Genomic DNA, 21,741 nt, shown 5'->3' with positions numbered 1-21,741 from the left:
CACTATTAGAAGTGGAATTGAAGGCTCTTTGCTATCGTTTTACTGTTGGTCCGGCAGTCGTAATGCGTTTGCTGAAGTTTGCGCTTGATCTAAAAATTCCTCTGCTTGGGTCAATTGCTGCCGGGCTGTCTCCAAGGCTTGTGAATTTGTTGCCGCATTAGATTCACTGATCGAGCTTAGCGCCTGATTTAAAGCCGTTTGCACTTCAGAGATCGCGTTAGATGCATGCTGCTCCAGCGTATTGCTGCTCGAATGAAGCGAATCTTGTGCTGGTTTTCTTGCATTTTCGGTAGCTAGATCAATTTTGTTTTCATTGGGCAAGATGAGTCCTCCTTCCTTGAGCGAAGATCAAATGACTTAAACAGAAGTAAGTATGCGGTTGTGATTTTGTTTATATTCGGGCCATCCATTTTTAGTATAGGATTCAATGCGCAGGATAAGCTAATTCGGATTAAAGGAAGGAGAGGATACTTTCTCAATGGATATGCCAACGCTAGCACCACACGAATCAATGGAACTGCATGAAGCGCTAAACTTCAAAACACTCTGCCTGGCTAAGTCAAAACTTATGCAAGGCTTGGTCTTTGACCAAGAGCTGAAAGCGTTAATGCAGAAGGACGTCATTCTATCCACGCAGCAGATCGCCGAGCTCCAGGCCATCTACGCAAGAGCCCCATTTCAAGCGCCCGTTCCGAATAGCCCGACACCTATCACTCATTAAAGGGGAACGCCAATGAATACCGATTATTTAGACCCGATAAATTCGTTAAATATGCCAGAGATGGCAGATATGACATTTGCAACGGATTTCCTTATCCGTGCCAAAGAAGGCGTAAGAAATTTGTCCATCGCCCTGACGGAAACGGCTTCTCCCGATGTAAGAGCGCTGTTGCGCAATCATCTTATGCAGGGAATTGCTCTGCACCAAGAAATCACGGAGCTTATGATTCGCAAAAAATGGTTCCATCCTTACGAACTGAACGAACAATACCAGCTCGACCAGCTTTCAGCCCAAAATACGGTGATGATCGGGCAGATGAATTTGTTCCCGGGTGATACGTCGCGTAAAGGAATGTTTGATCGGACCCCAGATGAACATATTGGAGGACATAATGCATGAAGGCGGTAACGTATCAAGGGATTAAAAATGTCGTGGTCAAAGAGGTGCCGGATCCGAAGATTGTAAAACCGGACGATATGATTGTAAAAATCACCAGTTCCGCCATATGTGGATCGGACCTTCACCTAATTCACGGGATGATCCCTAACCTTCAGGAAAACTATGTCATCGGGCATGAACCGATGGGGATTGTAGAAGAAGTAGGCCCTGGTGTGACCAAGGTAAAGAAAGGCGACCGGGTAATCATCCCTTTCAACATCGCATGCGGAGAATGCTTTTTTTGTAAGAATCAGCTGGAAAGCCAATGCAACAATTCAAACGAACACGGGGATATGGGCGCCTATTTCGGCTACTCCGGAACGACCGGCGGTTACCCTGGCGGGCAAGCCGAATATCTGCGGGTTCCGTATGCTAACTTCACCCACTTCAAGATTCCCGAAAGCTGCGAGCAGCCGGACGAAAAGCTGAGCTTGATCGCCGATGCCATGACGACGGCATTCTGGAGCGTGGATAACGCCGGCGTCAAGAATGGCGATACGGTCATCGTGCTCGGCTGCGGTCCGGTCGGACTTCTTGCCCAAAAATTCTGCTGGCTTAAGGGAGCAAAGCGGGTCATCGCCGTTGATTATGTCGATTACCGCTTACAGCATGCGAAGCGAACGAACCATGTGGAAATCGTAAACTTCGAACAGGATAAGAATATTGGCAACACGCTTAAGGAAATGACCAAAGGCGGCGCCGATGTCGTGATTGATGCGGTTGGAATGGACGGCAAGATGAGCGATCTCGAATTTCTAGCCAGCGGTTTGAAACTGCAAGGCGGCACCATGAGCGCATTTATCATTGCGTCCCAGGCTGTACGCAAAGGCGGAACCATCCAAGTCACCGGCGTATACGGCGGACGTTATAACGGATTCCCGCTCGGAGACATCATGCAACGCAACGTGAATATCCGGTCCGGACAAGCCCCGGTCATTCACTATATGCCGTATATGTACGAGCTGGTTACGTCGGGCAAAGTAGACCCGGGAGATATTGTTACGCACGTCATTCCGCTTAGCGAAGCCAAGCATGGGTATGAAGTGTTCGATACGAAAACGGACAATTGCATCAAAGTCATCTTAAAACCATGATTTAAGGTGTACTACAGGGAGGACAATCCGAATGAATTCCAATTACGCTTTGCATGAGATGCTGGAGGTTCATGAAATCACTGCGTTCAAGACCGTTTGCATGACCAAATCCAAAACCATGCAAGCTCTGGTAACCGACCCGGAGCTTAATCAAATTTTGCAACAAGACGTACAATTATCACAGCAGCACCTTCAGGAGCTCAGTGGAGTACTGTCTAAAGCGACTCTAACCTAAAGGAGATAAGAACATGAACACCCTAATCGAACACTTGACAGGGCTTCATACGCTGACCGATGACGTGATCGCAATGGATTTTTTGATGAACGCGAAGAGCGGAGTCAGAAACTACGCCATGGCCGTAACCGAATGCGTCACCCCCGAAATTAAGCAAATTTTGATGAAGCAGCTGGGCGATGCTATAGACTCCCATGAAAAGATAACAAACTACATGATACAGCGGGGCCTGTACCATCCCTACCATATTCCGGAGCAAATTGAGCTTGATCTCAATAATATACAGACCGCTATGAACATTCCGTCCTGACACCATATTCGTCCCCGGCAAAACGCGCAAAACCGCTATGGTTCAGGCGCGTTTTTTTCTCTTAGAGCAGCGATATAGCTGCATTAATCGCATTATCGATAAACAATCGATCCGGTCGCGCCTTTAACATAACCGTGATTCCGATTAATGAAACGACTAAACTTTGAGCTAAAGCTTTGGTATTTATATCTGCAGGAAGTTCTCCGGTTTGAGTCCCCTTTTCAATCGCTTCTTGAAATAAGACAGCTAAATACATTTGATGTTCTCTTGTAATAATCGCGAATTTCTCATCCTTGGACGCAAGTTCTACCATCGTATTGATGCAAAAGCATCCCAGGCTGTCTTCCCCTTGGTACGCTTCATCGGCCAAACCTGTAAAATACGAATGAATAGTATCCTTGACAGACGATTTACTGTTAAGTTTCTCCCTAACATTTGAAGCATGCCATAGCGTGTACTTGCGTAAGGCTTGCTCAAACAGTTGTTCTTTATCGCCAAAAGCTAAATAAAGGCTAGGTCGTTGAATGGCCATTGCCGACGTCAAATCGTTTAATGATGCAGCCTCAAAGCCTTTTTCCCAAAACACTCGCATCGCGGCATGAAGCGCTTCCTCCTTATCGAACTCCCGAAGTCGAACCATCGCTTTTCCTCCCTATATTATACTGATCGGTATGATATAAATCATATTGTTAAGCCATCCAGTTTGTCAAATGTCCGTTAAATATGTCTTGACTTCAGGAATCTCTGGAGCTATTTTTATTTCATGCCCTTATTTTACTGTTCGGTATAATATACTACCCAGTACAATACATGTTTATGAGGAGCGTGATGAGAAGATGGTAAAGGTTAGTTCCGGGAAGGAAGAAATGGAGGCAATAACTGAGCAAGCTTATTCCAATCGCCAGCCTGTTGTAATGTCGAGGGGGTTAGCGTTATTGTTTGCCGTAGCATGCGGGCTGGCTGTCGCGAATGTTTATTACGCACAACCCCTGCTTGACGCTATCTCAAGTGAATTTGATATGGGGCGTTCGTCCGTTGGTATCGTTATTACGGTCACGCAAGGTTTCTATGCGTTAGGCCTTCTGTTGCTTGTACCGCTTGGTGATTTGATTAACAGACGCTGGTTGATTCCGGGGCAAATGTTCTTGTCCGTGATCGCCTTGGTCACCATCGCTCTCGCCCCGGGAGCGGGAGTATTGTTCTCGGGTTTGGCGGTCGTAGGATTGCTGGCCGTTGTCACGCAAACGCTTGTCGCTTATGCGGCCGCCTTAGCTCCTCCTTCTGCTCGGGGACGTATTATCGGCCTAGTGACTAGCGGCATCGTAATCGGCATCTTACTTGCGAGATCTACTGCAGGAATATTAACCGATCTTGCCGGCTGGCGTTCCGTTTATCTTTTCTCCGCAGGTTGCCTGTTTATTATTGCATTGACGCTTCTTAAGTTTTTACCGCAAGAACAACATAAAGCATCGCTGACCTATATCCAGCTGCTTCAATCGGTATTTGCGTTGTATAGAGAGGAACGCGTCTTGCGTATTCGCTCCTTATTCGGATTGCTGATCTTTACAGCTTTCAGTATCTTTTGGACCGCGCTAGTATTGCCGCTCAGCATGCCTCCGCTATCGCTGTCGCATACGGTGATCGGAGCTTTCGGTCTTGTTGGCGTTGCCGGGGCATTGGGGGCAGCTAGAGCTGGACGTTTGGCCGACCGTGGGCAGGGACAACATACAACAGGAATAGCACTCGTTATATTAATGGTATCGTGGCTGCCAATCAGCTATACGAAACAATCGCTTGCCGCTCTTGTCGTTGGCATAATCCTTCTTGATCTTGCGGTTCAAGCCGTGCACGTTACGAACCAAAGCATGATTTTGAAAGTCCGTCCTGAGGCTCGCAGCAGGCTTACCGCAGCGTACATGATTTTCTATTCCATTGGCAGTGCCATTGGTTCGATTGCTTCTACAAGTCTATACGCTCATGCCGGTTGGGCCGGGGTATGTTGGCTTGGAGCGGGGGTAAGTGCAATCGCCTTATTGCTGTGGGTTGTTACGAGTCGCCCAAAGTAATAAATGGACAAAAAACGGCTTTGAATAGAACTGCTTGTCGTTTGGCATCACGTAATTAATGAAGGCAACCGTCGTTCTGACCGGCTGCCTTCTTCAAGTGATACTGGTGTTTACTGTTCAAGCAGACTCTTCAACGAGCCGGAAACGACGGCGCCTCCGAATAATACCGCCTTGCGCTGTGCCCGCCGCGCTACCGCTTCCGAGGAGCAGCTGGCTTGCACGAAAACCGCGTCGGCTTTATCGCCAACCGCAGGCCATACTCGCTTGCCATTGGCGTCAAGCGGAATCGTGCCCCCGGTGATAAAGCCGAGTGATTCCGCGAGCAAACGTTCGTCGACAAACCGGTACAATTCGGCGAGCAGGCCTGCCTTCTCCAGGCAATCTCCGGTGCCGAAAGGCGACCAATGATCGGTGATGCTGTCATTGCCTAATTCTACTTTGACTCCCTTAGCTTTCAGCATTGGAATCGGCATGATCAAGTTGCCGAACGGTACCGTCGAGGTGACGGAAATGCCTAATCCCGCAAACCTTTTGGCCAATTCAGCGGCGGCTTCGCTCTCGCCCGCAAAGCCAAACGCATGGCTTACCGTTACTTTGCCTTGCCACCCCGCCTGCTCCGTAAGATCGGCAAGCCTATGCATCGTCGTCAAGCCGGGCTCGCCTCGGTCGTGAATATGGATGTCGACGCCCGCATTCGTTTGAACGGCGATGTCCATGATCGTATGCAGCGATTTCTCGATATTCTCGTCGACGGTTGCCGGGTCGACTCCTCCGACATGGGTCGCACCTTGCATCATCGCTTCCTTCACCAGCTCGATAGCATGGGAGCGAAGTAGTCCATGCTGAGGAAACGCAACGATCTCATGCGTCATTTTGCACGAGAACGTCTCAAACGCCCCCATCGTTGCTTCCAAGTTTTTCAGGCCGACAACCGGGTCGATGTTGCAGTGTGTCCGGACATGGGTAGATCCGAATCCAAGCAGCATGCCGAGCATGCTTTCCGCTCGCTGCCTAGCTGTCGGCAGCAGTTTTGGCAGCAGCTCGCGTTCTTCTTCGAACCTTCCGAAAATGCTGGATACGGGCCGCACCGCTTTCCACGGTCCGCTGTAATAGGTTTTATCGATATGGATGTGCATTTCCTTGAAAGCAGGCAGCATGAGGAGCCCGGCCGCATCAAGCTCCGGAAGCCCGTCGCTTGGCCGATTGTCGGAGTCTATGATCGCCGCGATTTGGCCATCCTCCACACGGATATGACAGATGTCCGTATCGGTTCCGACGATGGCATCGCCTTCATAACGGTAGCCGCTTTCCAAGCGAACGTTGACCAGCCAGTAAGCCGAATGTTTCATGTCGTTACCCCCTCTCCAACGATCCCGAAACGACCGTTCCTTTATACATGACTGCCGGACGTTTCGCTCTTCTGGCGATCGCTTCCGCCGAGCAGCTCGCTTCCGCGAAAACGATGCTTGCTTCGTCCCCCGGCTTCGGCCATACTTGTCTTCCATCCGAATCAAGCGGCGTGCGACCTCCCGTTATCAAACGGATCGTATCGGCCAGCGCTTGCTCCGTGTTATAGCCAAACCGTTCCGCCAAGCGGCCTGCCCGTTCGAGAATATCTCCGTTGCCGAACGGCGACCACGAATCGAAAATATTGTCGCATCCGACCGCTACCGGCACTCCCTTTGCGCGAAGGAACGGAACCGGCGGGATCGTTCGCCCTATCGGCACGCTCGTGATGATCGTGATGCCGAGCTCAGCCAACCGCTGCGCGGTCTCGTCCGCTTCCCGGCCTTCCATATCACCCAGCGCGAATGCATGGCTGATCGATACGCGGCCTTGCCAGCCGGCTTCCTCCGTCAATTGCGCCAACCGTTTGATCGTCTGAAGACCGATGCTTCCCCCGTCATGCAGATGCAAATCGACATCCGCGTCCGCTTCCACGGCCAGTTCCATCATCTGCTGCAGCGATCTTTCGATGTCGCCGTCCACGGTCGCCGGATCCACGCCGCCAATCAAGCCGCAGCCTCGGGCTAGCGCCTCCTTCACAAGCCCGGCGGATTGCGTTCGGATAAGCCCATGCTGCGGAAAGGCGACGATTTCGACGGACAGCTTGTCCTCGAAGGCCGCAATCGCTTCCTGAATGGCCTCCAAATGACGAAGCCCGGCCTCGGGGTAGATGTCGACATGCGTGCGCACATGCGTCGAACCCGCCTGAAGCAACGTCCCAAGCAGCGTCTCGGCTCGATGCTTCATCGATGTCGCCAGCTTGGGCAGCGTGTTCTTCTCGATTTCGAAACGTTCGAATATCGTCGGCACCGGACGAACCGGCCGCCAACGGTCGCCGAGCAGCGTCTTGTCCAGATGGCAATGCTTTTCGATGAAGGACGGCAATGCAAGCAGCCCGCGCGCGTCAAGGACGGGCAACGCTTTGGTCGATTCCGTTCCGTCTTGTATTGTTCCGTGCGGCATCTCGCTGCTTGCAGTATTGATTTCGGCAATCATGCCGTTCTCGATCAGCAGATCATATAAACCCGTGGTCGTCCCCGTAACGGCGCCATTTTCTTTCGAATGACCGTTTTCCAGACGGACATTCTTCAACCAATACGTTTCATGCATGGTTCCTCACCTCTCCGTGCGTATTCATACTACCTGAGTCTGTTCCGCTTTCTGATGTAAATATGCTACCATGAGTAAAACCAAACGAAAAATATATATATAATTAGTTTCACTTAACTTTTTCATATAGGGAGAGGAGCTGTTTCGTCCTTGGACATCAGACAACTTCGGTATTTTATAGCGATTGTGGAGGAAAGAAGCATTTCAGCTGCCGCGCGAAGACTTTTTCTCTCTCAACCGCCAATAAGCCAACTTTTGAAAGCAATGGAAAGTGAACTCGGGACAACGCTAGTGGAAAGAAGCGGGAAGTATTTAGAAGTTACCGAAGCCGGAAAAGCCTTGTATAAATATGCGTTGCAAATGGATCAGTTAATGGAAGAAGCGAAAACGGAAGTAAAGCAAGTCGGAAACGGGGTTAACGGCAACCTGGCGATAGGCGTCAATACGTTTTCGGTTGCCGAATTGCCCGAAATCCTTCTCCATTTTCAGAGGCAGTACCCGAAGGTCACTTATAAAATACAGCAAAACGAATCCGCGTATCTCTGTCAATTAGTCAGAGAACGCGAAGTCGAATTAGCTTTCATTCGATTACCGCTCGGGTTGGATGAATTTTCGGTGCTGCATCTCTACGCTGAACCGTTCTATTTGATCACGTCTAAGAAACAGAAACGGTTCGAAGATGAAGTATCGCTTGCAGACGTTCAAAACCAACCGCTCCTGCTGCCAAGCACGCAGGGATTAGGCGTGCATTATTTGATTTTGGAGGCATTCTCCCGCCTTCATTTGCGTCCCAACCTTGTTGGCGAGTGTTCCGACATTGCGCTCTTAATGGATTTGGTTTCATCCGGCTTCAGCGCGTCGATCGTTCCGGAAACGCTGCTTAAAAGATACAAAGGATATGCCATACATGCGCATAAAATTACCGGCGAGCCTCTAATGGCGGCCCCGGTCGGATTAATATGGCTGAAGAATCACCTTCTATCCAAGACGGCACAAAACTTTATCGAGTTTATGCAAAAGGAACGGAACGATGCTATGACCATACCTATCGATACGTAGTACGAGTATTCGGCTGACCTATAATCATCGCTGATAAACAATCACAGTTGTTTTTGTGCATGAAACGAAAAAAAATGATACTATGTATGATGGGTTAACGAGTTTACAATAGCCTAATCATTTTAATTGCTGCAAAAGAAGGAGATTATATGAGTAACGAAAATTTTTGGCTTGATTTACCCAAGCCATTTTTTATATTAGCACCAATGGAAGATGTCACAGATGTTGTATTTCGTCACGTTGTTAGTACAGCTGCAAAACCAGACGTATTTTTCACAGAATTCACTAGTACCGATAGTTATTGCAACCCTGCAGGAATAGAAAGCACCCGCGGTCGGTTAACGTTTACGGAAGATGAGCAACCGATCGTTGCTCATCTTTGGGGCAATAAGCCGGCATTTTTTGAGCAGATGAGTATAGATATGAAAAAGCTTGGTTTTCGCGGTATCGATATAAACATGGGATGCCCTGTACAAAACGTCGCTTCCAATGGAAAAGGTGCGGGATTAATACGGCATCCTGAAGTTGCGGCAGCCATTATTCAAGCAGCCAAAGCAGGCGGTCTGCCAGTTAGTGTCAAAACAAGATTGGGTTACTCTGAGGTTGACGAGTGGCGAGGTTGGTTAACGCATATATTGAAACAAGATATTGCCAATCTGTCGATTCATCTTCGTACGAAAAAAGAAATGAGCAAAGTAGATGCGCACTGGGAACTCATCCCTGAAATAAAAAAATTACGCGATGAAATTGCTCCAAATACGCTATTAACCATTAATGGAGATATTCCCGACCGCGCAACCGGATTGAAATTAGTGGAACAATACGGCGTTGATGGTGTCATGATTGGCCGCGGTATCTTCACCAACCCATTCGCTTTTGAAAAAGAACCTAAAGAACATAGTGCGAAGGACTTTCTCCAATTGCTTCTTTTACAGTTGGATCTTCACGATAAATATTCATCAGAAGTCCTGCCGCGTTCATTTAAACCGCTTCTTCGCTTTTTCAAAATCTATGTTCGTGGATTTAGAGGCGCCAACGAATTAAGAATTCAATTAATGGAAACGAAATCAACCGATGAAGTTCGTCGTTTAGTGAATGCTGTTTTAGATCAGATTGACGCATCCCTTCCGGAATCCAAAAATTTAGAGTTAACGCCGGATGGTTTGCGAAATTAATACGAGTACATCAAAAAATAAGAGACCATTCAAAAGTTCAATGAACTCTTGAAAGGTCTCTTATTTATGTGAAAAACGGGATATAGCGGCCGTACCCTTCCGTCTCTAATTGCTCTGCCGGAATAAAGCGTAAAGAAGCGGAATTGATGCGGTACTGAGGCTGGTTACGATCTTGAACTAAGTGACCCAAATGCGACTTGGATATTCGGCTGCGAAGCGCCGTTCGCACCTGACCGTTGCTTAGATCGGATTCTTTCCGAATCCAGCCCTCTTCAATTGGCTTTGAGAAGGTCGGCCAGCCGGTTCCGGCATCGTACTTGTCCCTGGAGCTGAACAACGGATCGCCGTTTATGACATCGACATAAAGCCCCTCGCGTTCGTTATTCCAATATGCGTTCTGAAACGCAGGTTCCGTATCCCTATTCTGTGTAACGTTATATTGCAGCTCCGTTAATTGCTGACGAAGCTGATCTTTGTCTTTTTTCGTATTCCAGCTTCGTTCGAAGAATTCTTTTCGTCCGCTGCCTTCATGATACAAATTGTAGGATCTTCGGTGCGTATTGTAATAATCCTGATGCTCATCCTCAGCAGGATAGAATGGCATCGCGGGTAAGATTTCGGTCAAGATAGGCTTCTTGAATCGTTTGCTCTTCTTCAACGCTTGCTTAGAGGATTCTGCCTTCTTGCGCTGTTCCTCATTATGTACAAATATCGCGGTTCGGTATGATGAGCCTCGATCCCCGAATTGTCCGCCATGATCGGTGGGATCAATGAGCTGCCAGTAGATATCAAGGAGTCGCTCATAAGGAAACAACTCCGGCCGAAATGTAATTTGAACAGCTTCGACATGACCTGTCGTTTCCGTACCGACTTCTTCGTAGGTCGGATTTATGGTATGGCCGCCCGTATAACCGGAAACGACCGAATCAATCCCGGGAAGTTTGTCGAACGGCTGTACCATGCACCAGAAACAGCCTCCTGCAAATGTAGCGATCTCTGTCCTCTGATTTGAATTAAGCATTACTTATACACCACCAGACTTCCGTTTCTGCCGTTCTTGTTAGTCACATTGTATGTCTTGTCGGGTATGGGATCAAGTTCTTATCAAATAAAAAAGCAACCGAACGTTATACGCCGGCTGCTCTGATATATCTTAGAACTAAAGATCCTATTGTCCTGCCCGGTCCGTCTAATCAGTCGAAGAAGACCGGCTTCCCGGTATCGGCGGAAATATAGACCGCCTCGAGAATCGCCGAAACAACCATCGCTTCTTCGGGCTTCACAAGCGGCTCCTCATCGTTTACAATGCATTCGATCCACTGCTTTGCTTCGTACTCGAAATCGGTTAGATTCTCGCCTCTGAAGCGTTCTCTCGCCTTCGGATCTACGTCGATGACGTTCAGGAACAGGCTGCCGTCCCTCTCGCCGTTGATTCGCAGGCCTCCGTTGAAGTCCGCCCCGCCTTTCGTGCCGCACAAATACGACCCTTCCGTCTTGGCGACATTAAGTGCCCAGCTGGTTTCGATCGAAACGACGGCGCCGTTCTTAAATTTCACATAGCCAAAGGCCGAATCCTCCACTTCGAACTCCTTCGGGTTCCAGGAACCCCACTCGTTCGCCGCGTTCTCCGTATGCTTTAATTTGTGGAAGACGCTGCCCACGACGCTTTCCGGCTCGTAATTGTTCATCAGCCAGAGGATGAGATCCAGAGAATGAGTGCCGATATCGATCATCGGGCCTCCGCCCTGCTTCTCTTTATCCAGAAACACGCCCCATGTGGGGACTCCCCTCCGTCTGGTCGCAACCGCTTTGGCATAATAGATTTCGCCAAGCTCGCCGTTCTCGATCATTTTCTTCAGCAGTTGGGACTGCGCTTTGCTCCGGTTTTGGTAGCCGACCGTCAGCTTCTTCCCGGTCCGGACATGAGCGTCATACATGGCTTTCGCTTCGGCTCCGGTCTTTGCCATCGGCTTCTCGCACATGACATGCTTCCCGGCCTCCAGTGCCGCGATCGAGATCTCAGCATGCGAGATATTCGGCGTCAGAACATGAATGACTTCGATTTCTTCCATGGCTAGAAGTTCTTTGTAATCCGTGAACACCAAGGCGCCTGGAACGCCGTACTTCTCGGCGGCTTCGCGCGCGCGTTCCTCGATCAGATCGCAGAATGCAACCATCTCTACTTGTTCAACCTTGGCCAGGCTTGGCATATGCTTGCCGTTCGCGATCATGCCGCATCCGATAATCCCTATCTTGACTGTACGCATTGCTTACATCCTCCCGGCTGAATTGAATTCGACCGTTCTTCGCTCTCGATGCGCAATATAGGCCGTTTCTAGCAGCTCCGTCAGCTTTGTGCCATCCTCCAGCCCGAAGGGCATCGGCACGTCGTTCAGGACGCCGTTCACCCATTGCGTCAATGGCAGCGGCTGCGCTTCGGGCAGCCGGTAAGGAGAAATCCAGCCCTGAAGCGGTGAATCGGCATGCTTGGATGCAACTTGCACGCTGTCACCGGAGATGATAAGCGTTCCTTCCGTACCGTAAAGCTCGAACGCCGGCGGCGTCCGGTAAGTGACCAGGCTGGTTTCCAGCAGCGCGACCGCATTGTTCGCGAACTCGATCGAGCATTGCGCATTATCTTCGACTGCTCGGCCCGTGAAATGGCTGAACATCGACGTGATGCGCTTCGGCTGGCCGAGCAGCCAGCTGGCCAGGTACATCGGGTGGCAGCCGAGATCCATCATGGCGCCTCCGCCTGCTAGTTTCTCGTCGTACCAATAGTCGGGCAGCCAATTGCGGAGCGCGCCGTCATGGCCGTTTCGAATGCGCAATAGTGTGATTTCGCCGAGTAGGCCTTCGTCCAGCAGCTGCTTGGCGAACAGATGATGCGGTCTGGTCCGGGCGGGGAACGAAATGCAGAACTTGACGCCCGCCTGCTGGACAGCAGCCGAGATAAGGTCGCATTCCGCGACGGTAAGCGCCATCGCTTTCTCGGTGAAAATATGCTTGCCCGCGTTCGCTGCGGCGATCATCACATCGGCATGCATGCTTGTCGGAGCATCGACGACTACGGCGTCCACGTCCTCCCTGCGGAGGAGTGCATCAAGGTCGGATTCGAACCCGGCTCCGAGCTCTTTTGCCCAGGCGCTACCCCGTTCCTTGTTCTCATCCCATACGGCCGTAATGGTAGCGTTCTCAAGCGATTGCAGGTGTTTGGCGTACCCGTCGGCATGAACATGCCACTTGCTGAGCATGGCAACATTTAGCATTCGAGAATCCCTCCAAGTTCATATAATAAAAAGGCGGCTCGTTGCTTATTCGATTTTAGGTGCATGCGTCTTGCATAGGTGAGTTATGCGAGCAGTTACAGTGGAGTGGTAAATGAATGGGAGTAGTGGCGGACGGCCGTCCGAGGTTGAAGAAATGTACCTAAAGGCGGACTATATATTATGCATGGTATAACGGTCGCAATCGCCATCATGCGGTTAGGTGCGGTGCTTTCAACTATGAAAATCAAGCTCGGTAAGGCTCGCTCGGAAACGGCACTAAGTACTCGAAATGAAGCACCTCTCTTTGTGCGGCGGAATCACCTCCAACCTGTCAAGCGTAACTAAAATATATCATATATATTAAATATGAAACAATATTACATAAGGACAGAAAAACAACGAGATTGCGACGAATAATTGGAACCTATTTTATACAAATAAAAAAAACCGCGTGAAACGCGGCTTAGAAATAGCTATCGGTGAGGGTTATGACAGATTCGTTCGTGGAACGAAGCTTCAGTCCCACACTAAATTCCCCTTCCTCATTTTGGCTATATATATGAATGGCAATCTGTTCGTCGAATAATCGCCGGCCATCTTTTCCGAACACTTGTAGGCATGAACTAGACCTTTGGATAATCAACAACTACAACATTTTCTAGGACACCATCTAGTGATTTTACAAATTCCTGATGGACGGGATGAGGTCCATAGGAACGAAGGGATTCAAGGCTATCAAATGTAACCCGTAATCCAAGCGTGTAGCCGTGTACATTTTCCGTTTCTTCGGTTACGTTGAGGCCAGCACTTATATCGACAATTCCCGGGATACGTTCCTTAAACCCGAGCAATTGACCCAGCAGTTCCTGGTGCTTGGCAGGTGTGATATTCATATTGAACTTGAAAATAACGAGATGTTCGTACATAACTTATTACCTCCGTATATTATGAATTGGCGGATTTTCTAATGGGTATATTTTGTCAGCACCTTCAGACCGTCCGCCATTCGGTTATGTTGTCTATTAAACGTTGCTTATTTATTACCGAGTTGTTCCGCCAAACCGATTAGATGTCCTTCTTTTCCGCGAATGTAGCAGAGCCGATACGAGTTTTCGTACTGAACAACCTCGCCAACGAGCTGAGCACCATGCTTAACGAGTCTAGACAACAATTCGTCAATGTCTTCAACGGTGAACATGACGCGAAGATAACCGAGGGCATTTACAGGAGCAGTCCGGTGATCCGATATTGTGGCCGGGGCGAGAAATCGCGAAAGCTCAAGCCGGCTGTGTCCATCCGGGGTAACCATCATTGCAATCTCTACGCACTGAGAACCGAGCCCGGTTACGCGGCCAGCCCATTCGCCTTCGACAGTGGCTCTCCCTTCGAGCTTCAAGCCAATCTCCTCGAAGAAGGAGATGGCGTCATCGAGGGATTCTACAACAATGCCAACATTGTCCATTCTTAGCAATTTGCTTTTTGCCATCGTTTTATCTCCTTATGCGCGCAAATTTATGAGCTGATCATCTTCATATTTATTCTATCCATAGACGCGAATACCAGAGCCGGTCGCGCTATTCCGACCAGTCGCTCCGCAATGTGAACAGGTCGCGCAGCGCGTCCGTCGACAGCTCCGTGATCCAGTTTTCCGAGCTTGTGATGACATCGTCGCTTAGCTGCTGCTTGCTCTCGAGCATCTCGTCGATCCGCTCCTCCAGCGTGCCGAGCGATATAAACTTGTGCACCTGCACCTCGCGCGTCTGGCCCATCCGGTAGGCGCGATCCGTAGCCTGGTTCTCCACGGCGGGGTTCCACCAGCGGTCGAAATGGAATACGTGGTTCGCCGCGGTCAGATTGAGCCCTACGCCGCCGGCTTTGATCGACAAGATGAACACGTTCGGCTGCTCCGCGGCTGGCAGCTCACGGGACTGGAACTGCTCGATCATCCTGTCGCGGGCCGTTTTGGACGAGCCGCCGTGCAAGTATAGGACGGGCTCGCCAAGCTCCCGCGCGAGCACTCGCTGCAGCATTTCGCCCATGCCGATGTACTGCGTAAAAATCAGGCATCGCTCGCCCTCTTCTCGCAGCTCCTTCACGAGGTCGAGCAGCCGTTCGAGCTTGGCGGAGCGGCTGATGAGCATAGCCGATTCGGCGGCTTCCTCCTGCTCGTCCTCCGGCACAGGCACGACTTCCTTCGTAAAGAGTACGGGGTGGTTGCACAGCTGCTTCAGCCGGGTCAGCGCGGAGAGGATCGCTCCCTTGCGCTGAATACCTTCCAGCTTTTTGACCTCGTCCATCAGCTCCTTGACGGTCTGCTCATAGAGCGCGGTTTGCTCTCCCGTGAGATGGATATAGGTCTTCATTTCGTTCTTCTCCGGCAGGTCCAGCATAATGTTCGGATCCTTCTTCTTGCGCCTGAGCATAAACGGCTTCACAAGCCGCTGCAGCTCCTGCGTCCGCTTCTCGTCGCGCTCGCGCTCGATCGCTTGGCCGAACCGCTCTGCGAAGACTCGGGCAGTGCCAAGATAGCCCGGATTAGTAAAATCGTAGATCGACCACAGCTCCGCGAGCCGGTTCTCGATCGGCGTGCCCGTCAGCGCAATGCGATGCCTCGCGGGGAAGCTCTTCACCGCCATGGCCTGCTTCGTGTTGGCGTTCTTGATGTTCTGCGCTTCATCGAGGCAGATCGCCGACCAGGTATAGCCGCCGAGCAGCTCCTGATCCAATGTCGATGTCGCGTATGAGGTCAGCACAAGGTCCGCCTCAGCCGCTTCCTCGTAGAATGCTTCGCCGCCCAGCCGTTTGCTGCCATAATGAAGCAGGATTCGCAGCGATGGCGCGAATCGACGCACTTCCTTCTGCCAGTTGCCAAGTACCGAGGTTGGACAGATCAGCAGGGCGGGACGGCGTCTTTCGTTCGCGGATTCCTCCTCGGCGACGTGCAGCAGGTACGTGATGAACTGTATGGTCTTTCCAAGGCCCATGTCATCGGCAAGAACGGCGCCGATCCCATACTTCCGCAGGAAAGCGAGCCAAGAGAAGCCGCCCTGCTGGTAGCTGCGCAGCTCCGCATGCAGCGTCGTCGGCACCGGGACTGACGGCCAGTCGGCCTGTTGCGTCAGCTGACCGATAACATTCGTCAGGTGCTCGTTAAGCTCAAGGTCCATCTCCAGTTCGCCTGCGTTCTTGTCGTCTTCCTCGGCGACACTCTCACTGTCTTTGCCCGTTGCCGCCTGCATGAATAAGCCGCGATTGCGGCGTAGATGCAGCTGCAGAACGTCTTGGAAGGACAGCCCCCGCCTTGGATCGACGCCCGCCATCGCTTTACGGATCTGCGCCAGCAGGGCCGGATCGAGCGGCACCCATTGGCCGCGAAACTGCACGAGCCGCTCGCCGCGGGCGACCAGCTCCCGAAACTCCGCTTCGCTGAGGTCCGTATCGCCAATGGACACGCGCCAATCGAATTCGATCAGCGCGTCGAGACCGAAGAAGGACCGGCTGCCGCCAGCGCGCTCGGCTTGTCCTTCGCCTGGGCGCACCTTCGCGCGCAGACGCGGCTTCTTGCGGCTCGCCTCCTCCCACCAGGCGGGCAGCAGCACCTGCCAGCCTGCGGCCAGAAGTCGCTGGCTATCCGCTGTTAGGAACCGCCAAGCGTCATCGCCCGACAGCGGTGCGCTCAATACATCAGAGGGGCTGCCGGCCAGTCGGTCCGCCGGCAGGCTCGCACGCAGATGCGAGAGCCAAGTCGCGGAGCGCTCGTGCACGTGAGGCGTCCACCCGAAAGGCCACGTCCCTAAGGCTTCCCCGTCCGTCGTCAGCCGAACCGGCACAAGCTTCGCCGGTTCGAGCTTGTCCTGCAGCAGAAGCGCGAGGCGCCAGCTGGCGGCTTCAGCTTCCTCCGGCTCCAGCAGCTGCAGGAGCGGCCGGAACGGCAACGTGTCCGCCTTCCAGCCTGTAGCGACAAGCCATCCTCGCTCGTCGAGGCCCGCGACCGCCGCATCGCGGTCTCGGGAGAATAGCAGCGGGAAGTCGCGGCGCAGGTCGCCGGCGGCTTCCTCCGTGCCGTAATGGCGATGAAATACCGACGCGGAGAACGCGGCGCCAAGGCCGGCTAAAAAGGCGGCGTCTGCACGTTCCGCGCTTGGGTATTCATCACTTCGGCCGTCGGGCAAGTCCCTATCTCCTTCATCGTCCGGTCCGCCATACTGGCCGCCGATCTCGAGGGCGCGCAGCGCCCGGCGCGACTTTGCGTCGAGCTCCGCCGCGTCCCATGTCCACCGCAGCTTGCCGGCCTTATAAGCCTCGAAGCTCGGGATGAATTTCCGCTCTGCGACGCCTCGCTCCAGCGCCGGCGCGAGCGAGGCAAGCAGCGCGGCATCTCCTTCGAGCCGCCAGGCCACATGCTTCGGCAGTAATTCGGAATTAGCGAAAAACGGTATGACCATTTCCGCCGGCAGCACGACGAGCTCCAGCTCGTCCCGCAGCTTCTCGATCTCAAGCTCCGTGCCGTAGAAAGACGGCTCGTGCCACGCAAACAGCCTCTGCTTGACGAGTAAACCCGGCGCGTAGCCGGACGAGTCCGCGCCGTAGATCAGCGCATCGCCCTGTTCGGTCAGACTCGCTTGAATCGTTAACGTATCGGCATACGCGTTCATGATAGCAGACCTCCTTTGCGTAGTTCTTCCTGCAGCGCCCGAAGCCGACTATTCCGGCTTGCGAACGAAGAGATGAACTGTTCCCACCTCTCGTCCTTCTTCAGCCGCAAGTACAGCTTGGCTAGCCGCTTCAGCAGCTTCGCCGCCGCTTTGTAGCCGTCGCGGTTCTTCTGCAGCACGTATCGTTCCACCGCCTGATGGTAGAAGGGCAGCAGCAGTTCCGGCGCTTCCTTCTCGATCGGTTTCAGTGCGGTCACGCGGAACGACAGCGGCTCCTCGCCCATGCACATCTGAAGGTCGATCCACCGTTCCCATCTCCCATGCGCCGTCAGAGCTTCCTCATAGATGGTTCGCGAGAACGGCATCATCTCCTGAAGCGTTCGCCACATCAACGGCTCCGCTTCGGGAAGCCGCGCTACGACATTTGCCCAATAGTCGCCATAAGACGCCAGGTCCTCACTACGGGAGCCGACGAGCAGTGTTCCGGTCTCCGCGAGCCAGTCGCGCAGCCGAGTCCATTGCTCGGCGCCCTCAAGGACACCGAACAGCGGCGCGAGATGTTCAGGCTTCAGCATCAGCTTGATTCCTTCCCTGGTGAGCATCGCAAGTGCCTCCGCGTCGCGCGCCAGGTAAAGCAGAAGCAGGCACTGCCCAATTGTCCAAGGCAGCCGAGACAAGGTCAAACCCAGCTCAGCTTCCGCCGACCGAAGCTGCAATAGCTCCTTCTCATAGAGCGCCGCGCTTCCGGCAGAGCCCGGGCCCAGCCAGTGCAGCCATAGTGAAGTGTAAAGCGGCGCGAAGCAGCCGAGCTTCTTATCCTCGGTCAGCATTCGCTCCCGGAGAAAATCCGCCGTCTCCATCAACCGGTCCCAGTATGCGGAGCTGTCGTCAGCAAGCGCTAGCTTGTCCCCGAGCAGGGTTCGCGCCTGGCTGCACAGTCCCTCCAGCGCGAGCTTCGTATGGTAGCCGATAAATAGGCCCGATGGACGCGAGTCCGTCTGAGCCGGCTTGACCATCCGTTCCAGCACGAACAGCAGAGCATGAAGCGTGAACAACTGCTCCAGCGCCAAGGGCAGCATCGGCCGCATGGCCTGCAGGTCAGCGAGCAGATCGCTGGCTTCCTGTGCTGTACGTACGTGCAAGTGCACCGCTCCGCGGCGTTCCTGGAACCGTTCGTGCCACTTATTAACGGGGAGCTCGGTCAGCTCCTTTTCCGTCACGGTCGGCCTGTCAGGCTGAGGTGAAGCCTTTTCGGAACCTGCTCGAGGTCCGCCGCTTCCGCCGTCTTGCTTGCCGCTAGCCGCTAAGTTTTTCAAGGCGCTGCGCGCGTTGGCGAGCGCCTGGATCGGCCGGCCGCACAACTCCGCGTAGCGCATCAGCGTTGCGGCCATGTGCGTGCATGCGCCGTTCGCGGAGCAGGCGCATTCGCTTGCCGCAAGATCGTCCAGATCCATGGCAACGTCGTACATCCGGTTATCCTTGACGCGCGCATCCACGTGCACGCCGTCATCGCGGAGCGCCAGCTCCTCGACACGTCCTTGTTTATAATATTGAAATCCCCGTATAATCGTTAATTCGTCGAAGCGCGCGGCAACGCCATCCAGCAGCTGCCTCCACGCGCCGTCATCCAGCATGTAGTCCATATCCATAATCCGTTGACTCCCGGTTACGCCGTCATGTATTTTAAAAAACTTCGTTTTCTATTATATCAGCTATTCCGCCCGCGGGGCTCTAACAACTCCGACATTACTTCAAATGTCTGCACCCCTGGTCTATGCCTATATAGGCAAATGGAATTGGATGAATGCCTCTGAGGCAAATACCCAAGCATCATCTCTCCCCGCACATATTGTAATGTATACTCCAGACGTAAGGAGGTGTTGTGAATCATGTCAGGATTTGGCCATGGCAATCATGTTGGTGGAATTCTTGTACTGTTCATCTTGCTGGTGATTATCGTCTGCGGATGTGGCTTTGTTGGCGGCTGGGGCGGCGGTTACGGCCCACAAGTTGGCGGCGTAAGCACAGGTAAAGGGTACTACTAATCGTAAATATACAACAAGCATAAAAGACCTCCTTTTCGGAGGTCTTTTATGCTTGTTATGGTATTCTTCAAAAATCGAAAATTTATCGTTTACCTCCATGACGAGTCAGTGTTCGAGCAGAGTGTTCATTCATGGTGGCTTCCTCTAACAGGTACGAAGGGTATTTCCTATCCAGCATCAGAATAACATGCTCAATCAATCCCTCCTCCAGTACAGAAGCCGTCCTTTGCTTTAACCCTTCAAGCGTTTGCTTAATGAAATCCAACGATTGTTTGTTCATCGAAAATCCCCCCGTTTATTTAATAGAATATCCCAAACAAAATAAACACTTGCTCCATGGACTACCAAAAAGGAGCAAGTGTTCAACAAGACCTGGATTCAGGCTGGCATCAAAAGAATGAAACGATTCTGACAGTTCAGATTGGTTCTCTTCTTCTCAAAATGCAAAATGAATAGCTAGTGCTGCGTTGAAGGCTGCTTCTTTTTCAAGATATACCCTCTATTACGAAGTTTGAATCACCAATAACCCTCATGACGGCGTTCTTGCTGCCGGTAATGGCTAAAGGATGGATTGCGGCGGCGGCTGAACGCTATTATTTTTATTCCTTAGGTTCGCCTGATTGAAGCTGCTCCAGAAGCTTCTGCGTATCAATGTCCGGTTCGGGATAAGAAAGGTCCAACTTCTCCATGGCGTTCAAAATAATCCGGAGCACCAAGTAGTCGCGGAACCATCGTTCATTGGCCGGAACGATATGCCATGGAGCGTGACTGGTTGCCGTATGCCGGAAGGCATCCTCGTACGCGTCAATGTAGGAATCCCAGTAATGCCGCTCGCTCAGATCACTTGCATCGAATTTCCATAGCTTCTCCGGGTTGCTCAGTCGTTCGCGGATTTTCTCCAGTTGAAATTCAGGGGAAATATGCAAGAAAATTTTGATCAGCAGCACGCCATTGTTTGTTAGAAGCTTCTCGAAATGCCGGATATGCTTCATCCGGGTTGCTGCTTCCTCATCCTGTATCATGCCATGCACCCGGGTTATGAGCACATCCTCGTAATAAGAACGGTTAAATGCGGTAATATAGCCTTTGGCAGGGACAACCTTATGCGTTCTCCATAAGAAGTCATGAGCAGACTCTTCTGTAGTCGGCTTCTTAAAGCTTTCCGCTCGGAAACCTTGAGGATTCAGGTTGGAAAGTACTTTCTTGATGACGCCGTCCTTCCCGCTGCAATCCATCCCCTGGAACAAAACGAGCACGCCATTGGTCTTGGAGGCAAACAACTTGTCCTGCAGATTGCGGAGCTTCCGTTCCATATGTTCAAACTCATCTTGAATGTCTTCTTTACTTGCAAAGCCGCCCGTATCGTTCGGATCGAAACGGCTCAGACCACGCTTGTCTGCTTTAGTCAGCCGATAGTTTTTCAACATGGGAAACCCCTCCTCAGGCATTTCTTTAAGTCTCGTCAACTATTCGAGACGGCCGTATCAAAACCCTTCAATTCGACAAACTTTCCCCATAACGCTAATAATAAAAAAACGGCAGCCATCAGCTGTCGTTTTGATGCTTTTATGGTTATTAGACTGTCTCTTATGTGTCCATTCCATCCGGACCGTCAACGATGTCGATTACACCGACAGCGATTACGGAGACTGCTGCCGCTTTACCCAGTTTCTTGGCGCCCTCTTTAATCAGCTGCTTATCATTTTCCTTAATGCCTGTCACAACTTCTTTTCCGCTTTCGACGACGTATTCGATCCCTTGGCCAGCTCCTCTGACAGTAGTCGCAACCGCATCTCCAAGATCATGGAGTCCGCTCTTCGCCTGCTGCTTATCCGACGTTATCAGGCCAGCGCCAACATCCCATACGCCGCTTGCCGCTTGACCGGCCAGTTCGCCTGTTTTCGCCGTCACTCTTTCCACGTCATTGCCGATTTCTTTCACGTAATCGCTATGAACAAGTTCCCCGGCAACGCGCACGGTACCACCAAGAACTCTGCCCGTGAAATCGCCCGCCAGCTTTCCGATGCCTTTCAGCAAATCCATAAGAACACCTCCTTA

23 protein-coding genes are annotated in these 21,741 nt (G+C 51.9%); 9 read left to right on the top strand and 14 right to left on the bottom strand.

What is annotated here, in order from left to right:
* Positions 1 to 39: 39 nt before the first annotated feature.
* Positions 40 to 321, bottom strand: a complete 282-nt coding sequence (locus ACR9FF_RS15915) for a hypothetical protein (protein WP_435162903.1) — start codon at positions 319 to 321, stop codon at positions 40 to 42.
* A gap of 157 nt (positions 322 to 478) precedes the next feature.
* Between ACR9FF_RS15915 and ACR9FF_RS15910 the strand changes: the two genes are divergently transcribed.
* The 5 genes from ACR9FF_RS15910 to ACR9FF_RS15890 are packed head-to-tail and all read left to right on the top strand — an operon-like array spanning position 479 to position 2,798.
* The gene (locus tag ACR9FF_RS15910) at positions 479 to 721 is read left to right on the top strand and encodes a spore gernimation protein GerQ (protein WP_127495065.1); all 243 of its coding nucleotides are present in this window, start codon (positions 479 to 481) and stop codon (positions 719 to 721) included.
* Positions 722 to 733: 12 nt separating this feature from the next.
* On the top strand, positions 734 to 1,120 hold the full coding sequence (locus ACR9FF_RS15905) for a spore coat protein (RefSeq protein ID WP_435162901.1): 387 nt from the start codon (positions 734 to 736) through the stop codon (positions 1,118 to 1,120).
* Complete coding sequence (locus ACR9FF_RS15900) at positions 1,117 to 2,253, top strand: zinc-dependent alcohol dehydrogenase (RefSeq protein ID WP_435162899.1); 1,137 nt, start codon at positions 1,117 to 1,119, stop codon at positions 2,251 to 2,253. The genes ACR9FF_RS15905 and ACR9FF_RS15900 overlap by 4 nt, the downstream gene beginning before the upstream one ends.
* A 31-nt stretch (positions 2,254 to 2,284) precedes the next feature.
* Positions 2,285 to 2,488 (top strand): hypothetical protein, encoded by a 204-nt coding sequence (locus ACR9FF_RS15895; protein WP_127495062.1) that lies wholly within the window; start codon positions 2,285 to 2,287, stop codon positions 2,486 to 2,488.
* A gap of 13 nt (positions 2,489 to 2,501) precedes the next feature.
* On the top strand, positions 2,502 to 2,798 hold the full coding sequence (locus ACR9FF_RS15890; RefSeq protein ID WP_435162897.1) for a spore coat protein: 297 nt from the start codon (positions 2,502 to 2,504) through the stop codon (positions 2,796 to 2,798).
* Between the two features lie 61 nt (positions 2,799 to 2,859).
* On the opposite strand, the gene ACR9FF_RS15885 is transcribed toward ACR9FF_RS15890, so the two are convergent.
* Positions 2,860 to 3,438 (bottom strand): TetR/AcrR family transcriptional regulator, encoded by a 579-nt coding sequence (locus tag ACR9FF_RS15885; RefSeq protein ID WP_435162895.1) that lies wholly within the window; start codon positions 3,436 to 3,438, stop codon positions 2,860 to 2,862.
* Between the two features lie 226 nt (positions 3,439 to 3,664).
* Here ACR9FF_RS15885 and ACR9FF_RS15880 point away from each other — a divergent pair, with 226 nt between their 5' ends.
* Positions 3,665 to 4,864, top strand: coding sequence for an MFS transporter (locus tag ACR9FF_RS15880; RefSeq protein WP_435162893.1), 1,200 nt, complete (start codon positions 3,665 to 3,667; stop codon positions 4,862 to 4,864).
* A gap of 110 nt (positions 4,865 to 4,974) precedes the next feature.
* Here ACR9FF_RS15880 and ACR9FF_RS15875 read toward each other — a convergent pair whose 3' ends face one another.
* Both ACR9FF_RS15875 and ACR9FF_RS15870 read right to left on the bottom strand, forming a co-directional pair.
* Positions 4,975 to 6,213, bottom strand: a complete 1,239-nt coding sequence (locus ACR9FF_RS15875; protein WP_435162891.1) for an amidohydrolase family protein — start codon at positions 6,211 to 6,213, stop codon at positions 4,975 to 4,977.
* 4 nt (positions 6,214 to 6,217) lie between these two features.
* Entirely contained in the window at positions 6,218 to 7,480 is a 1,263-nt protein-coding gene (locus ACR9FF_RS15870) for an amidohydrolase (protein WP_435162889.1), read from the bottom strand.
* Positions 7,481 to 7,630: 150 nt separating this feature from the next.
* Here ACR9FF_RS15870 and ACR9FF_RS15865 point away from each other — a divergent pair, with 150 nt between their 5' ends.
* A complete protein-coding gene (locus tag ACR9FF_RS15865; protein ID WP_435162887.1) occupies positions 7,631 to 8,539 on the top strand; it encodes a LysR family transcriptional regulator in 909 nt (302 codons plus the stop codon).
* A gap of 149 nt (positions 8,540 to 8,688) precedes the next feature.
* Positions 8,689 to 9,714: a tRNA dihydrouridine synthase gene (locus tag ACR9FF_RS15860; protein ID WP_435162885.1), complete on the top strand. Its 1,026-nt coding sequence runs from the start codon at positions 8,689 to 8,691 to the stop codon at positions 9,712 to 9,714.
* A 64-nt stretch (positions 9,715 to 9,778) separates the two neighbouring features.
* Here ACR9FF_RS15860 and msrA read toward each other — a convergent pair whose 3' ends face one another.
* The 7 genes from msrA to ACR9FF_RS15825 form a co-directional block, all read right to left on the bottom strand.
* Positions 9,779 to 10,735, bottom strand: a complete 957-nt coding sequence (gene msrA / locus ACR9FF_RS15855) for a peptide-methionine (S)-S-oxide reductase MsrA (RefSeq protein ID WP_317979631.1) — start codon at positions 10,733 to 10,735, stop codon at positions 9,779 to 9,781.
* A gap of 172 nt (positions 10,736 to 10,907) precedes the next feature.
* Positions 10,908 to 11,981 carry a Gfo/Idh/MocA family protein gene (locus ACR9FF_RS15850; RefSeq protein ID WP_435162882.1) on the bottom strand — a complete coding sequence of 358 codons (1,074 nt, stop codon included), beginning with the start codon at positions 11,979 to 11,981 and terminating at the stop codon, positions 10,908 to 10,910.
* Positions 11,982 to 11,984: 3 nt separating this feature from the next.
* On the bottom strand, positions 11,985 to 12,983 hold the full coding sequence (locus ACR9FF_RS15845) for a Gfo/Idh/MocA family protein (protein ID WP_435162880.1): 999 nt from the start codon (positions 12,981 to 12,983) through the stop codon (positions 11,985 to 11,987).
* A gap of 623 nt (positions 12,984 to 13,606) precedes the next feature.
* A complete protein-coding gene (locus ACR9FF_RS15840) occupies positions 13,607 to 13,909 on the bottom strand; it encodes a Dabb family protein (protein ID WP_435162878.1) in 303 nt (100 codons plus the stop codon).
* Between the two features lie 107 nt (positions 13,910 to 14,016).
* A complete protein-coding gene (locus tag ACR9FF_RS15835; protein ID WP_127495049.1) occupies positions 14,017 to 14,469 on the bottom strand; it encodes a VOC family protein in 453 nt (150 codons plus the stop codon).
* Positions 14,470 to 14,557: 88 nt separating this feature from the next.
* Positions 14,558 to 17,638: a DEAD/DEAH box helicase gene (locus ACR9FF_RS15830; RefSeq protein WP_435162876.1), complete on the bottom strand. Its 3,081-nt coding sequence runs from the start codon at positions 17,636 to 17,638 to the stop codon at positions 14,558 to 14,560.
* The gene (locus ACR9FF_RS15825) at positions 17,635 to 19,287 is read right to left on the bottom strand and encodes an SWIM zinc finger family protein (protein WP_435162874.1); all 1,653 of its coding nucleotides are present in this window, start codon (positions 19,285 to 19,287) and stop codon (positions 17,635 to 17,637) included. The genes ACR9FF_RS15830 and ACR9FF_RS15825 overlap by 4 nt, the downstream gene beginning before the upstream one ends.
* Positions 19,288 to 19,527: 240 nt before the next feature.
* On the opposite strand from ACR9FF_RS15825, the gene ACR9FF_RS15820 reads away from it, so the two are divergent.
* Positions 19,528 to 19,683, top strand: coding sequence for a hypothetical protein (locus ACR9FF_RS15820; RefSeq protein ID WP_435162872.1), 156 nt, complete (start codon positions 19,528 to 19,530; stop codon positions 19,681 to 19,683).
* An 82-nt stretch (positions 19,684 to 19,765) separates the two neighbouring features.
* Here ACR9FF_RS15820 and ACR9FF_RS15815 read toward each other — a convergent pair whose 3' ends face one another.
* From ACR9FF_RS15815 to ACR9FF_RS15805, 3 genes are all read right to left on the bottom strand, one after another.
* Positions 19,766 to 19,963, bottom strand: coding sequence for a hypothetical protein (locus tag ACR9FF_RS15815; protein ID WP_435162870.1), 198 nt, complete (start codon positions 19,961 to 19,963; stop codon positions 19,766 to 19,768).
* A gap of 319 nt (positions 19,964 to 20,282) precedes the next feature.
* Positions 20,283 to 21,110, bottom strand: a complete 828-nt coding sequence (locus ACR9FF_RS15810; protein WP_435162868.1) for a PPK2 family polyphosphate kinase — start codon at positions 21,108 to 21,110, stop codon at positions 20,283 to 20,285.
* Between the two features lie 160 nt (positions 21,111 to 21,270).
* Entirely contained in the window at positions 21,271 to 21,726 is a 456-nt protein-coding gene (locus ACR9FF_RS15805; RefSeq protein ID WP_201005748.1) for a hypothetical protein, read from the bottom strand.
* Positions 21,727 to 21,741 lie beyond the last annotated feature (15 nt).

Origin of the sequence: Paenibacillus glycanilyticus (assembly GCF_051200795.1) — a bacterium.
Classification (GTDB): Bacteria; Bacillota; Bacilli; order Paenibacillales; family Paenibacillaceae; genus Pristimantibacillus; species Pristimantibacillus glycanilyticus.
This window is presented reverse-complemented; position numbering and strand designations above follow the sequence as displayed.